The organism is Collinsella sp. OM07-12 (genome assembly GCF_003438275.1).
Lineage (GTDB): Bacteria > Actinomycetota > Coriobacteriia > Coriobacteriales > Coriobacteriaceae > Collinsella.
Genome location: NZ_QSTQ01000005.1, coordinates 58,395 through 72,945 on the forward strand (window position 1 = coordinate 58,395; position 14,551 = coordinate 72,945).

At 60.2% G+C, this 14,551-nt stretch carries 12 protein-coding genes; 5 read left to right on the plus strand and 7 right to left on the minus strand.

Annotation, left to right across the window (positions count from 1 at the left end):
* Positions 1-80: 80 nt before the first annotated feature.
* Positions 81-743 (plus strand): hypothetical protein, encoded by a 663-nt coding sequence (locus DXB98_RS02780; RefSeq protein ID WP_117743076.1) that lies wholly within the window; start codon positions 81-83, stop codon positions 741-743.
* Position 744: 1 nt separating this feature from the next.
* Here the strand turns inward: DXB98_RS02780 and DXB98_RS02785 are convergent, their stop codons facing one another.
* The 6 genes from DXB98_RS02785 to DXB98_RS02810 form a co-directional block, all read right to left on the minus strand.
* The gene (locus DXB98_RS02785; RefSeq protein ID WP_117743077.1) at positions 745-1,308 is read right to left on the minus strand and encodes a uracil-DNA glycosylase family protein; all 564 of its coding nucleotides are present in this window, start codon (positions 1,306-1,308) and stop codon (positions 745-747) included.
* Between the two features lie 3 nt (positions 1,309-1,311).
* The gene (locus tag DXB98_RS02790) at positions 1,312-2,688 is read right to left on the minus strand and encodes an alpha-amylase family glycosyl hydrolase (RefSeq protein ID WP_117743078.1); all 1,377 of its coding nucleotides are present in this window, start codon (positions 2,686-2,688) and stop codon (positions 1,312-1,314) included.
* A 128-nt stretch (positions 2,689-2,816) separates the two neighbouring features.
* Complete coding sequence (locus DXB98_RS02795) at positions 2,817-4,013, minus strand: MFS transporter (protein WP_117743079.1); 1,197 nt, start codon at positions 4,011-4,013, stop codon at positions 2,817-2,819.
* 124 nt (positions 4,014-4,137) lie between these two features.
* The gene (gene feoB, locus DXB98_RS02800) at positions 4,138-6,549 is read right to left on the minus strand and encodes a ferrous iron transport protein B (RefSeq protein ID WP_117743080.1); all 2,412 of its coding nucleotides are present in this window, start codon (positions 6,547-6,549) and stop codon (positions 4,138-4,140) included.
* A gap of 269 nt (positions 6,550-6,818) precedes the next feature.
* A complete protein-coding gene (locus tag DXB98_RS02805) occupies positions 6,819-8,282 on the minus strand; it encodes a basic amino acid/polyamine antiporter (protein WP_117743081.1) in 1,464 nt (487 codons plus the stop codon).
* 108 nt (positions 8,283-8,390) lie between these two features.
* The gene (locus DXB98_RS02810; RefSeq protein WP_117635364.1) at positions 8,391-9,167 is read right to left on the minus strand and encodes a dimethylarginine dimethylaminohydrolase family protein; all 777 of its coding nucleotides are present in this window, start codon (positions 9,165-9,167) and stop codon (positions 8,391-8,393) included.
* Positions 9,168-9,421: 254 nt separating this feature from the next.
* Between DXB98_RS02810 and DXB98_RS02815 the strand changes: the two genes are divergently transcribed.
* Positions 9,422-10,072 (plus strand): GntR family transcriptional regulator, encoded by a 651-nt coding sequence (locus DXB98_RS02815; protein ID WP_117635365.1) that lies wholly within the window; start codon positions 9,422-9,424, stop codon positions 10,070-10,072.
* A 113-nt stretch (positions 10,073-10,185) separates the two neighbouring features.
* Here DXB98_RS02815 and DXB98_RS02820 read toward each other — a convergent pair whose 3' ends face one another.
* Positions 10,186-11,088 (minus strand): alpha/beta hydrolase, encoded by a 903-nt coding sequence (locus DXB98_RS02820; RefSeq protein ID WP_117743082.1) that lies wholly within the window; start codon positions 11,086-11,088, stop codon positions 10,186-10,188.
* Positions 11,089-11,336: 248 nt separating this feature from the next.
* Between DXB98_RS02820 and DXB98_RS02825 the strand changes: the two genes are divergently transcribed.
* The 3 genes from DXB98_RS02825 to DXB98_RS02835 all read left to right on the plus strand — a co-directional run bounded on the left by DXB98_RS02825 (position 11,337) and on the right by DXB98_RS02835 (position 14,523).
* Complete coding sequence (locus DXB98_RS02825; protein WP_117743083.1) at positions 11,337-11,900, plus strand: PTS glucose transporter subunit IIA; 564 nt, start codon at positions 11,337-11,339, stop codon at positions 11,898-11,900.
* Between the two features lie 181 nt (positions 11,901-12,081).
* Positions 12,082-13,485, plus strand: coding sequence for an asparagine--tRNA ligase (gene asnS, locus DXB98_RS02830; RefSeq protein ID WP_117743084.1), 1,404 nt, complete (start codon positions 12,082-12,084; stop codon positions 13,483-13,485).
* 249 nt (positions 13,486-13,734) lie between these two features.
* Entirely contained in the window at positions 13,735-14,523 is a 789-nt protein-coding gene (locus DXB98_RS02835) for a hypothetical protein (RefSeq protein ID WP_117743085.1), read from the plus strand.
* Positions 14,524-14,551 lie beyond the last annotated feature (28 nt).

Here is a 14,551-nt window from a genome sequence, read left to right on the forward strand (position 1 = left end):
TAAGGGTTGCACTAGGATAGCGCGGCGAAGCGTCACCAGACGGTGTAACCTAAACGGAAACCAACCGGAAAGGAGGCGGCATGGAGACAGATCCGCAGGGCAATAAGCCCAAAACACTGCAGAAGATTGCATACGTCAGTATTCCCAATAGCGCCGATCTTGAGTTTTTGCTCTGGGACCTGCAGGATGCCATCGCGGCCTATGCCCGGCTTTCCGGCACCGCGCTCCCCCGCCCGGTCGACTTGAAGGCGAATGACGCCGATGCCGCCGTCGATGGCATTGTGCTCGCGATTACGGATAAGCCCAACGATGAGGCGGCATCCGCCGCTCAACAAGCACTCGATCGCTTTGGCAATACGGGAACGCGCGTCTATGTCGTCGTTCAAGCCACCTGTGGGCGCACCGAGGAGGCGCACCGGTATATCGAGTGCCTGCGCCAAGCTTGCGAACTCCGTAGGCTAACGTGGTGCGGCGGCGTTGTCATCTGTGCCGGCAGCGGCATCGCGGCGCTTCACCATTCCCCACGCATGGGACTTCTGCGACGGCCGTTTTCCGAAGCGATGGATAAGCTGGTAGGCGCCGTGCGCATGGGCTGCTCGGTTGAGCACGCCCAACGACTCGGCGGCGGCGACACCGGGGATGTCACAGCAGATGGCGTGGTTTTCGCCAAGCCCGCCGTGCCCACGCCAATCTGGCACGCCATCATCAAACGTCTCGGCACCCGTGCTCAATCAACTATCTAAATTATCGAGCACCCCAGTCAACGGCCTCGCGCCAGCACTCAACGAGGCGATCCAGGCGCCAGGCCGCGTTAGCGGGACTTGTTGACGGCAATATGACAGCGGGCAGGCCCGTCCGCTCCTGTAGATAGCGCTTGTAGAGGCGCCCCGCCGTGCCACCGTTGCATATTACCTGCTCAATGGACACGTTGCTGGTGATGAGCTCGATGTGTGCCGGCACGACGTTACGAATACTAGCGTCACTCGAGCCCTTGATATCGCAGCTCTCGATCACATCCCACAGGGCTACGCCGCCGTCGAGGAGCATGAATCGCTTGGCGGCAATCGAGGCGTCGAGTGTCGCCGGCGTACCGTCCGCCAAAGGATCGCCCTCATTGGGTGGCACAGGCGCACCGAGGCATGCCGCTATCACGCGCCAAAAGCGGTTCTGAGGGTTGCCATAGTAAAAGGCATTGGCGCGCGAAAGCACCGAGGGGAACGACCCGAGCACCAAAACGCGCGAGTGCCGGTCGAACACGGGCTCAAACCCATGCTCAATATGTTGATAGCCCTCGTCAGACACTGGCATGGGCTAGGCCCTCAACAGATAACGCACCTCGTAGGGCGCAAGCTCAAGCGTGCCCGCCAGCTCGACCGTGGGCGCGTCGTCGGCAAGCAGGTCGACAAAGGACCCGTTGAGCTCGCCGGCTGTAAAGGAATAGGTCTCGTCCACGGCATTCACCGACACGAGCACCGTGGCGTCGTCGCAGGCACGCTCGAACAGCAGCTGCTTGTTTTGAATCACCACGTTACGGTACGCGCCGTAGTTGAGAGCGCGTGCCGCCGCGTCGTCGGCCGAACGAAGGTGCGCGAGCTGCGTGATGAACGCCGTCAGCTCGTTGGGCGCAGGCGCATTGAGCGCAGGTCGCAGCGCCCAGTCGCCATCGGGGCCGCCCTTTTCGCCAGCAATTCCCCACTCGCTGCCATAGTAGACGCACGGGATTCCCGGCATGCCAAAGAGCATGCCATAGGCGGGACGCAGGCACGACTTGTCGGTGAGGATGCTGGCCAGACGCGGCACGTCGTGGTTGTCGACAAACGACAGCAGGTGTTTGCCGCGGTAGATGCACCACGGGTCGCCGCCAAACTGGCGATGCAGCGAATGGGCGATCTCGAACATATTGACTGAGTTAAAGCTGGAATACAGGCCCTTGTAGCACTCGTAGTTGGTGCAGGAGTCGAGCATCTCGTCGTTGACGATCTGGTTGTAGTCGCCGTGGAGCGTCTCGCCGATCAGTACAAAGTCGGGCTTGAGCTCGCGGGTAAAGGAGCGCAGGCGGCGCATAAAGTCGCGGTCGAGCATGTAGGCGACGTCCAGGCGCAGGCCGTCGATGCCAAAGTCATCGGCCCAACGGCGCACAGACTCGAGCAGGTAATCGACTACGGCAGGATTTTGCAGGTTGAGCTTCACGAGCTCAAAATGGCCCTCCCAGCCCTCATACCAAAAGCCGTCGCCATAGCAGGAATCGCCGTCAAAACTGATGTGGAACCAATCCTTGTAGGGCGAATCCCACTTGCGCTCCTGCACGTCGCGGAATGCCCAGAAGCCGCGGCCCACATGGTTAAAGACGGCATCGAGCACCACGCGTATGCCATGGGCATGCAGCGTCTCGCACACGGCGGCAAAGTCGGCATCTCCACCCAGGCGGCGGTCGATATGGCGCAGGCTGCGCGTATCGTAGCCATGGCCATCGGACTCAAGCGGAGGGTTGATCAACACGGCACCGATACCGAACTCCTGCAGGTAATCGGCCCATTGGGCGATTTTCATGATGGGGGCATCGGGATTGGGCGCGGTACCGGCAGCTTGGAAGAGCTCATCCTCGGCAACAGGCGCGGCGTTTTCGCGCGGAGCCCCGCAAAAGCCCAGCGGATAGATCTGATAGAACGTCGTCTCGTATGCCCACATAACAGCCTCCCGGTAAGCTCAACACAACGACATCCATTGTATGCCCAGCAGGGTAGCTAATTTGGGACGGGGCTTTTTTAGCTACCCAATCCAGTCCGCATTCCGCCGCAACTGATGAGGGGGTGTGGTTAGGCGACAGGCTTTGCGCGGCGTATGGCCGGGAACAGCACGGTGATGGCGAGGATGACGCCCACGACGGCAATCGTGCCGCCCGCGTAGCCGATCCAAGCGATGCCCGGGCCCGACACCACGGCGCCACCAATCGCCGTGCCCGTACCAATACCCAGGTTGAACAGGCCCGAGAAGATCGACATGGCGACAGCCGACGAATCCGCCGGCGTGTACTTGATGAGCTCGGCCTGGAACGCCACATTGAAGGCCGTGGCGCAGCAGCCCCATAGCGCGCAGACGGCAAGCACTGCCGCGAGCAACGATGCGGCCGAACCCATGAGCAGCAGGGCCGCCGGCACGCCGGAGAGCGTAATAGCCAAGAACGGGAACCGGTGCCCATCGAACAGTCGGCCGAACAGCCAGCTGCCCACCAGACCGGAGCAGCCAAACGCCGTCAGCGTCATGGTGATGGCGCCTGCGTCGACGTGCGCGACCTGTGCCAGGAACGGCTCGATATAGCTGTAACCCGCGTAGTAGCCGGTCGCCATAAAGACCGTGACCGCGTAGAGCGCAATCAGGAACGGGTTCTTGAGCAGCTCGGGCAGCTGCTTAACGGTAAAGCGCTCACCCGCCGGCATGGCCGGGAACACCGCGGCCTGGTACACCACCGCGGCGGCAGAGAAGGCCCCGACCACGGCAAACGTCATGCGCCAGCCCACGGCCAGGCCGATGGCACGACCGAGGGGCAGGCCGAAAATCTGCGCGATAGACGAGCCCGTGGCGATCATGCTGATGGCGAGCGCCCCGTGGCGGGCGTCAACCAGGCGCGAGGCCATAATCGAGGCGACCGACCAGAACACGGCATGTGCGCAAGCGACCACCAGGCGCGCACAGACCAGGATGGGATATGTCGGTGCCACAGCAGACAGGAACTGACCCAGAGAAAACACGGCGAGCACGCCGAGCAGCATCCACTTGAACTCAAAGCGCGAGGCAAACACCATGAGTGGCAGCGACAGCAGCATGACGCCCCAGGCATAGACCGAAATCATGATGCCGGCTTGGGCCTCGGTGAGCGAGAACGACGCGGCGATATCAGTCAGAAGGCCGATGGGCATAAACTCCGACGTGTTGAACACGAACGCGCAACAGGCGAGCCCGATAAGCGGGAGCCACTGCTTGAGCGAGATGCCATCTTGCTTTGTTTGAGCCATATAGGAAAACCTCTCCGATTGTCTTGGGCGGTGGGCGATTATATAGCAACGGCCCCGCATCCGTCAGTATTGATGCGGGGCCGCAATCAACTCAATACACAGAGGTTGCGCCATCAATTAATAGCTAAGCCAACCCCAGTAATATGCCTGCCGAATGCACGACAAACGCCACGATCCAGGCGACTGTCACTTGGAACGCGAACACGGCCACGGCGTAGCGCGCACCCAGTTCGCTCTTGACGGCACCGATTGCCGCCACACACGGCGGGTACAGCAACGTAAAGACCAGGAACACGTAAGCGGTAAACGGCGAAAACATGGTCGACAGTGCCGCGGGCGAGGTTGCACCCAAAAGCACGGTGAGGGTCGAAATGACACTCTCTTTGGCAATAAGTCCGGTGACGAGCGCCGTGGATGCACGCCAGTCGCCAAAGCCGAGCGGCGCCAGCAGCGGAGCGATAATGCTACCAAGGCCCGCAAGGAGGCTTTGCGACTGGTCGGCAACCACGTTAAAGCGAATGTCGAACGTCTGGAGGAACCAGATGACCACGGTGGCGGCAAAGATGATGGTAAAGGCCTTGGTGATAAAGTCCTTGGCCTTATCCCATGCCAGCATCACCGTCGTCTTAACGCTCGGTAGGCGGTAATTGGGAAGCTCCATGATAAACGGCACCGGGTCGCCCTTAAATGCCGTGCGGTTGAGCACCAAAGCCGCGACGCAGCCGACCACAATGCCGATCAGATAGAGCGAGACCATAGCAGGAACCGTCGCCTGCGGGAAAAACGCCCCGCACAGCAGGCCGTAGACCGGCAACTTGGCCGAGCAGCTCATGAACGGCGTGAGCATGACGGTCATCTTGCGGTCGTGCTCGGACGGCAACGTGCGGGTCGACATGATAGCCGGCACGGTGCAGCCAAAACCGACGAGCATGGGCACAAAGCTGCGGCCCGACAGGCCAAAGCGGCGCAGCACCTTATCCATGACAAAGGCCACGCGCGCCATGTAGCCCGAGTCCTCCAAAATGGAGAGGAACAAGAAGAGCACGACGATGATCGGCAGGAAGGTGAGCACGCTGCCCACGCCTGTGAGCACGCCGTCGACAGCCAGCGAGCGCACCACGTCGTTGGTGCCGAACGCTTTGAGGCCCGCATCGGCCGAAGCGATGATGGCAGCGATGCCGTCCTCCAAGAGTCCCTGCAGCGCTGCGCCGATCACGCCAAACGTCAGCCAAAAGACGAGGCCCATGATCACCAGGAACGCCGGAATGGCCGTGTAGCGACCCGTCAGGATGCGGTCGATCTTGACGGAGCGTACGTGCTCGCGGCTCTCGTGCGGCTTGACGACGCAGCGCCCGCACACGTCGCCGATAAAGCTAAAGCGCATATCGGCCAGCGCGGACAGGCGGTCGGTGCCGGCCTCGCCCTCCATCTGGGAAATAATGTGCTCGATGGCGTCGAGCTCGTTGCGGTCCAGGTGAAGCGCCTCCGTCACCAACTCGTCGCCCTCAACCAGCTTGGTCGCCGCAAAACGCACCGGGATATGCGCCGTCACGGCATGGTCCTCGATAAGGTTGGCGATACCGTGGATGCAGCGGTGCAGGGCTCCGCCGTCCGGGCCATCGGGCGCGCAAAAGTCCAGGCGGCCGGGACGCTCGCGGAACCGCGCCACGTGCAAGGCATGATCCACCAACTCGCCGATGCCCTCGTTGCGGGCAGCGCTAATGGGGACAACAGGCACGCCCAACAGGCTCTCGAGCAGGTTGACGTCCACGGCGCCGCCGTTGGCCGTCACCTCGTCCATCATGTTGAGCGCGATGACCATGGGGCGATCGAGCTCCATAAGCTGCAGCGTTAGGTACAGGTTGCGTTCAATATTAGTAGCGTCGATGATGTCGATGATGGCGTCGGGATGCTCGTCCAGGATAAATTGACGGCTCACAATCTCTTCGCCCGTGTACGGCGACAGGGAGTAAATGCCGGGCAGGTCGGTAACGCTCGCCTCGGGATGGTTGCGGATGGTGCCGTCTTTGCGGTCGACCGTCACGCCGGGAAAGTTACCGACGTGCTGGTTGGAGCCCGTCAGTTGGTTGAACAGCGTGGTCTTGCCGCAGTTTTGGTTGCCGGCGAGGGCAAAGTGCAGCGGCGCGCCCTCGGGCACGGCCGTCTTTGCCGCGCGGGGCGAATACGTTCCCTCGCCGAGGGCCGGGTGCTCCGTTGTGCCAATAGCGGCGTTCACGCGCGGACCCGTATCGGTGTCGTGGATGCCCACGAGCTCAATGCGAGCGGCATCGTCCTTGCGCAGCGTCAGCTCGTAGCCACGCAGACGGATCTCGAGCGGATCGCCCATAGGGGCGTACTTCATCATGGTGACTTCGGTGCCCGGCGTTAGACCCATGTCCAAAATATGCTGTCGGAGTGCCTGATCGTCCGATGCCACCGATGCGACAACGGCGTCCTTTCCAATCTCGAGTGTATCGAGTCTCACGTCCGTGTTCCTCCCCCGGCGCCCACAGGGCTTTGTATTTATGTTCACCATGGCTAACCGTTTGCCATGGCTAACCAATTTTAACCATGCATGATAGCGCGAACACACAACGACGTTCAATCAACAGATCGGTGCAAGCTAAGCTGCCCCCATTGCACCCAAGCAGCAAAAGCCCGCGCAAGCAACTAATGTCACCCGCGCGGGCCTGGTGGGCACTCACAGAAGCACGTTACAGAGGCCCACGTCAGTTATGGATTACCGAACGGCACCGGCACGCGATGCCTCCGCCGGCTTGCCAAGCGATGAAGCTTGCCGCAGTCTTAGACTATCGGCGCAATGCCGGCAAAGTGCAGATACAGCGAAATGATTGCCACGACAATGACCACCGCTGCGATCAGCTTGTCGTGCAGATGCGGAAGCACCGGTTTACCGCGGCCTCGCTCGCCCAGCATATAAACGGGAATGGCCGGAGCAAAAAGAATCGTCGTGATCATAACGCCCTGAAGACCCGTCGACCACACCAGGAACAATGTGTAGATGAAGCCGAGCGTACCGAAGAAGCGGGCTTTGCCGACGCTGGGCGCATGCGGCCCGTCCAGATGCTCGTTCTTCCAGCCAATCACCATGTAATAGGCAGCCGAGCAGACATACGGAACCAGAATCGTGTTGACTGCGCAGCTATAGAAGAACTGGTAGGTGCTCGCCGCCACATACGACACGATCAAGAAGAGCTGCGTGATGCCGGAGCTCACGAGAACCGTTACCACCGGGGCGTCGTGCTTGTTCGTCTTGGCAAACGCCAGAGGGAAGGATCCCTGGCGCGCCGCCTCGAACGGCGTCTCGGACGCAATGATGACATAGCCCAGCAGCGCGCCGACCAACGAAAGGATAACGCCAAGGTTTACGATGGCAGCACCAACCGGACCGATTGCGCACTCGAGAATTCCCGCCATGGAGGGCGTTGCAAGCTGTGCCATCTCCTCGCGCGGCATAATGCCGAGCGACAGCATCGAGATGATCAGATACAGCGTGAATACAGCCGCAAATCCGAGCGCCGTCGAGCGGCCGACGTCACGCACGTACTTTGCACGGCCCGAGATAACGACAGCGCCCTCGATGCCCGTGAAAACCCAGACAAGGGCGATCATGGTCGAGACAACCTGCTCGCCAAAGCCAGGACCAGCCGGCTCTCCCCAGAAGTTGTCCATAAAGATATCGACGTTGAACTTACCCAGGAGCACGATACTCAGCACAAAGAGCCCCAGCGGCACCAGCTTCGCCAACGTGACGATCGTGTTAATGCCCGCAGCCTCCTTAACGCCACGAAGCACAAGGGCGGTAAGGAACCACAAAAACACGCTGGCGCAGACGATAGAAAGCAGGTTGTTACCCGCGCCAAACGCAGGGAAGAAATAGCCCAGCGCGCTAAACAGCAAGAGCGCAAAGCTCACGTTGGAAAGGCACGCGCTGATCCAGTAGCCCCAAGCGGAGTTGAATCCAATGTAATCGCCAAAGCCGGCCGCAGCATATGCATAGATGCCGCCGGTCAGGTCAGGACGAGCCTGAGACAGACCGTTGAACACCATCATCAGCGCAAAGACGCCAATAAAGCAAATTCCCCACGAGATAATGACCGCGCCGGTATTGGCTCCGCCTGCCGCCATATCGCCGGCAAGAGAAAAGATACCGCCGCAAATGCTCGCGGTGATAACCATCATGGTCAGACGGAAAAGATCAAGACCATTGGGGTCGATCATCTCGTCGTTACGAGTTTTAGAGGCCATTATATGTGCACCCCCTCCATCAGACGACCGCATAAAGATGGCCCGGACGTCCCGAATCGGGTGCCGGGCCATCGGTCAAGCGATCATTAAGCTAGTACAGCGACCGCATTAGAAGCGCAGGGACAGGCAGGAGAGGCCGCCGTCGACCTTGCGGTACTCGGAGGTATCGACAACAAGCGTCTTGTAGCCCAGATCCTGCACGGCCTTGAGCACGGTCGGATAGCCCTCGGCAACGATGACCGTACCGTTGACCCAGATGCAGTTGGCGCCGTAAGCCTCGTCCTCGGGCACGACGATCTTGTTGTACTGGGCAAAGTCGGGCTTATCGATAAACTCACCGGAGACGAGCATGTTGTTGTCCTCGATGTAGTTGACGCCCGTCTTGAGGTGCAGGACCTCCTCCAGCGGCACCTCGGAGCCCTCGAGGCCCCAGCCCTCGAGAATCTCGCAGAACTGGCGGATACCCTCTTCGTTGGTGCGAGCGGAGCGACCGACGTAGAAGTGGTCGCCGACCATCATGACGTCGCCGCCGTCGAGCGTGCCGGGGGAAACGATGTGCTTCACATGCTCGTCGTCAAAGAAGCGACGGACGACCGGCTCGATCTCGTCCTTCTCGCCATTACGGCTGTCGGCGCCGGGGTTGGTAATGATGGCGCCGCAGCGAGTGATAACGGCCGGATCCTCGACGAAGCAGCTGTCGGGATACTGCTCGAGAGCCGGCAGCACCGACACGTCAACGCCGCACTGCTCGAGTGCGTGCTCGTAATCGTAATGCTCCTCGATAGCGCGCTCGTAGATGGGCTGGCCAAGCTCGGGAGCGCTCGTGATGCCATTGCTCAGGGACTTGCCGGGACGACGGATAATGACGTGGCTGAACTTGGTCATGATGATCCTCCTTGGATCTCTTAGTAGAGGGCGGACTTCCTCGCGCCCGCCTTCCTTCCGGTGGCTTTATCTTAGGGTGTCTTTGCTGTTTTGTATATTGTATACAATCCTGGGCGGTAGGTTTTTCTCGGTAAGCGTTTTTTTGCTTCTTCTGATTAAGTAGCGCGATTTAGCTGGTCGTTCTATAATTCAATTAGCCTATTCAAGCGAAACGTATTAAGAATTGAAAATATACAGTTAAGGGTTATAAGTTCATGGAAACACTCAGAAGGCCCTTGAAGGACCATGTATACGACTACATTTCGAGTCGTATAGACGCCGGCGAGCTTTCGGCCGGCGACCGCGTGAGCGAGCAAGCGATCTGCGATGCCATGGGCGTTTCGCGCACGCCGGTTCGCGAGGCGCTCATCCAGCTAGCAAGCGATGGCTATCTGGACAATCTCCCCCGCCGCGGATTCCGCGTCCGTGGATTCGATCAGCAAAATGCCGTTGAGGTCTTTGAGATTATGGGGCCGCTCGACGGGCAGGCAGCATATCTCGCCTGCCCCCTCCTGACCGAAGAGGACATCATGCAGCTAAAGTTTTTGGTTGGGTCCATGGACCTTGCGATCCAGGGCGGTCTTATCCGAAAGTACGACGACATTCAGCGAGACTTTCACCTGACGTACTTTAACCGCTGCGGCAACGACCGTCTACGCGACATGATTTCGCAACTCGAACGCTGTTTTATCAAGCGCGATTACGAGACCGTCGACCAGGAGACGGCGTGCAAACTCCTGGGCATAGCCAATGCCGAGCATGCTCATATTCTTGAGCTGTTCGAAGCGCGAGATGCAGTGGGCGTGCGAGACTACGTTCGCGATGTCCATTGGAACACGGACAACGCCCAGTTCACCGTTTGGTAGAAAAGCAACAAAGGTAGCTTTCAAATGTCCACCTCACGAGAGTGGATAATCTCCCATTTTTGTCGAAAAGCAGACCAAAAAATGGGAGATTATCCACTCTCGTGCTGCGCGGTCTAAAACCCGTGACGCTCGAGGAAGCGGAAGGCTAGACGAATCCAAGGACGGACCGCCACCTGCTTGTCCTCGTTGTCGACTGCGGTGTTGGCGTTGCCGAGCGAAAGGCCGTGGCCGCCCTGGTCAAAGACGTGCATCTCGCATGCGACGCCCTCCTCGGCCATGCGCTGCGCAAACGGGTAGACCTGCGCGATCGGCGCCGTCTTGTCGTCGGACACGCCCCACACAAAGGTCGGCGGCATCTGGCGCGAAACATGCGTGGTGGGGCAGATGTCGGCCAAGTGTTCGTCGGTTGCCTCACCGCCCGTCACCATCGACAGGTAGTCGTTAAGCAAATCACGTCCCGTCTTGCCGCCCGTCTTGGGCACGCGCAGGTCAATGCGCGGATCGCGCGTCTGCGTGTCGCGCACATAGGCAAGGTCGAGCAATGGATAGCCCAGCACCACGGCGTCGGGGCGAATATCATCCGGACGCACCCCGGCAAGCGCCGCAAAGGGACCGGTCTTCCACTGCGTTGCTAACGAGGCGCAGAGCATGCCGCCCGCCGAAAAGCCCACGACGCACACGCGCTTGGGGTCGACATGCCATTCGTCGGCATTAGCGCGCACCGTGGCGACCATCTTGGCAAGATCGGCCTGCGGGTGCGGAAAACTCACGTCGCCCGTGCCGCTTGTCACATAGTTGAGCACAAAAGCCTGGTACCCGTAATCCAAAAACGCAAACGCCACCGGATCTTGCTCATGCGGAGCGATGTGCGTAAACGCGCCTCCACCGCAGATAATCACTGCCGGGCGACGACCATTAGGCTTATCGGGCAGCGGCTCGGCGCCCAAATAGGTAAACGTCGCCGGATATTCCTCAGTCGGCTCCTCGCCCCACAGCGCATGACTCTCGATAATCAATTGGTGCTCCCTTCGCGCAATTCGTGCGCACTATTTTTTCGTCCTCAAGCGTACCCCAGTTGGACCCACGGCGCAGAAACACTCCCGCAATAAGTTCCCTTTCAACTGATATATCACATAATCCCAGCTCAGCACTATCGTTTCACAGCGTAAAATAGGGACGCTGACCGTGCCGGGAAACACATGCGTAACGTTTCCGGCTACATTACACGCGTGCAACAGGCGCGCTTGATACGTTGGAGGCAACTATGGGTCTGCTCGATTCGCTCAAGTCCACGTTCACTTCGTCGGGCGAGGCGTCCGTTCCGCCCTCAGCAAGCTTCGCTACCCGCGAAGGCGTCATCTATGCCCCTGTCAACGGCGTACTCGTCAATCTGGACGAGGTTCCCGACGAGACCATCGCCGCGGGCATGCTCGGTCAGGGCTATGGCATCGAGCCCATCACCGGCACCATCTATGCGCCCGCCAACGGCCGCATCGGCGCCACCACCGTCACCAACCACTCCATCGGCATGATCACCGAGGACGGTCTTCGCGTGTTCATCCATGTTGGCCTGGGCACCGTGGAAATGAACGGCAAGGGTTTTGCCCGCTTTGTCGAGATGGGCGATGTGGTCAAGGCAGGCCAGCCGCTCATCAGCTTCGACCGCGAGGCTATTAAGGCCGCCGGTCACGAGGACATCGTGACCGTCATCGTCTCCGAGCTCGATCGTCTTAAGAGCATCGACCATGTCGGCGAGTCTGGAACGCTTATCGGCGGCAACCCGCTCGTCAAGCTTGGCGACCCGCTGCTGGTAGCCAAGACCAAGTAGCCAGGCCCCGTGCCACACAGCCAAAAGGCACCTCGTCAAGCGCCCGCGACCATTTGGCCGCGGGCGCTTTTCGTTTGAAAAACCATCCCGCCAATGCCTTATCTGTATAGCCCAAATGAGCCGAGCTGCTAGAATATCGAACTGTATGGATAATTATCATTCAACCGCTATGGGAGGATACGTGAACCGCACCAAAATCGCGCAGCTCTATGCCGATGCCGAGTCGCTCGGCGGCCAGACCGTCACTGTCGCCGGCTGGGTCAAGTCCGTCCGCGACATGAAGAACTTTGGCTTTGTTACGCTCAACGACGGCAGCTGCTTCCGCGACCTGCAGGTCGTCATGAACCGCGAGGCGCTCGACAACTACGACGAGATCGCCCACCAAAACGTCTCGGCCGCACTCATTTGCACTGGCACCGTCAAGCTGACCCCCGATGCGCCCCAGCCCTTCGAGCTTTCTGCCACCTCCATCGAGATCGAGGGCGTCAGCGCCCCGGATTACCCGCTGCAGAAGAAGCGCGCAACCGTCGAGTTCCTGCGCACCCAGCAGCACCTGCGCCCGCGCACTAACCTGTTCCGCGCCGTGTTCCGCATCCGCTCTGTCGCGGCTGCCGCCATCCACCGGTTCTTCCAGGAGCAGGGCTTTGTCTACGTCAACACCCCCATCATCACCACGAGTGACTGCGAGGGTGCCGGCGAGATGTTCCGCGTGACCACGCTCGACCCCAAAAATCCGCCCCTCACCGAGTCCGGCGAGGTCGACTGGAGCCAGGACTTCTTTGGTAAGCATGCGAGCCTCACCGTGTCCGGTCAGCTCAATGCCGAGAACTTTGCCATGGCCTTTGGCGACGTGTACACCTTTGGCCCCACCTTCCGCGCCGAAAACTCCAACACCACGCGTCACGCCGCCGAGTTTTGGATGATCGAGCCCGAGATGGCCTTTGCCGACCTTAACGACTACATGGATAACGCCGAGGCCATGCTCAAGTACGTCCTTAAGGACGTTATGGCCACCTGCCCCGACGAGCTCAACATGCTCAACAAGTTTGTGGACAAGGGCCTGGTCGAGCGCCTGAACCACGTGGCAAACTCCGACTTTGCCCGCGTTACCTACACCGAGGCCGTCGAGATCCTGGAGCAGGCAGTCGCCGCGGGTCACCAGTTCGACTACCCCGTCAGCTGGGGCATCGACCTGCAGACCGAGCACGAGCGTTTCCTGACCGAAGAGCACTTTAAGCGCCCGACCTTCGTAACCGACTACCCGGCCGAGATCAAGGCGTTCTACATGCGCATGAACGAGGACGGCAAGACCGTCGCCGCCGCCGACTGCCTGGTTCCCGGTATCGGCGAGATTATCGGCGGCTCCCAGCGCGAGGAGCGCCTGGATCTGCTCGAGGCCCGCATCAAGGACCTGGGTATGAATCCCGAGCAGTACAAGTACTACCTTGACCTGCGCCGCTACGGTTCCTGCAAGCACGCCGGCTACGGTCTGGGCTTCGAGCGCTTGGTGATGTACCTCACCGGCGTGGGCAACATCCGCGACGTCCTGCCGCACCCGCGTACCGTGGGCAACGCCGACTTCTAATCGCCACAGCGCCACCCAGCGCGTTACAGCACATCGCGTCAGCGCCTCTCGGCAAGCCGAGGGGCGCTTTTTTCAACAGCATCCGTCAAGCTTTTGGCAAGTTTTTGGTTAGTTGAGCAGGGCTGTTGAAAACTCGACCCGCCGCTTGCCGACAACTACCGACCGCCCAGAGCGCCTTGCGCCCCTAGGCAAGCCCCGCGTCCTAGGCTCCGTACCGTCGCCACCCAAAATGGAAAGGACGTGGGCGTTATGACCGAAGCCGTTGTTGAAAACTATGAGACCACGACCAGAGGCGCCGCCTCGATGGCGGCCTATCGCGCCGTGCGCATCCTGCAGCTCTTGAGCGAAAACACCGGCGAAGACAAGGCATTGCTTTCCGATGAGTTAATCGAGCACCTCGCCCATCCCGATGACCCCACCCGCATGCCCATCTCGGCGGCGCGGCGCAGCATCTACACCTCGATATCCGCGCTTCGTCACGCCGGATACGAAATCGACTACAAACGCGGCGTGGGCTACAAACTTCTTACCCGCCCGCTCACCGACGAAGAGATCATCCGGCTCCACGGCATGGTCATGCGCAACCGCTCCACGCCTATCGCTATCCGCAAGAGCATGGCGCAGCATTTAGTTGCCATGGCGAGTGCCGACGTTCGCGACTACCTCGATACACCCGAACCCGCTCCAAGCGCAAGCAGCAAGGCTACCAAGGCAACACGCACGCCCATCAAGCGCATCGACACGTGCGAGCTCATCGAGCAGGCCATCGACCACGGAACGACCGTCAGCTTTGATATCTCGAGTACCCTCGCCCGTGGCGAAACCGAAGCGGTGCGGATGACGCTCCGACCCTTTGCCATCAGGCAGCGCGATGGCATCTCGTATCTGCTGGGAACGGTCTACGACGCCCGAGGCACCGACGATACGCTGCGCACCGTCGAGATCACCCGTATGAGAAACGTCAGCACGCGCCTCCTTGACGGCAAGAAACTCTTTGCCGCCCTGGACGAGGATGATGACGCCGTTTCCGCCGCATAAGCATCTCCGTCACCCATTCGACTACCCG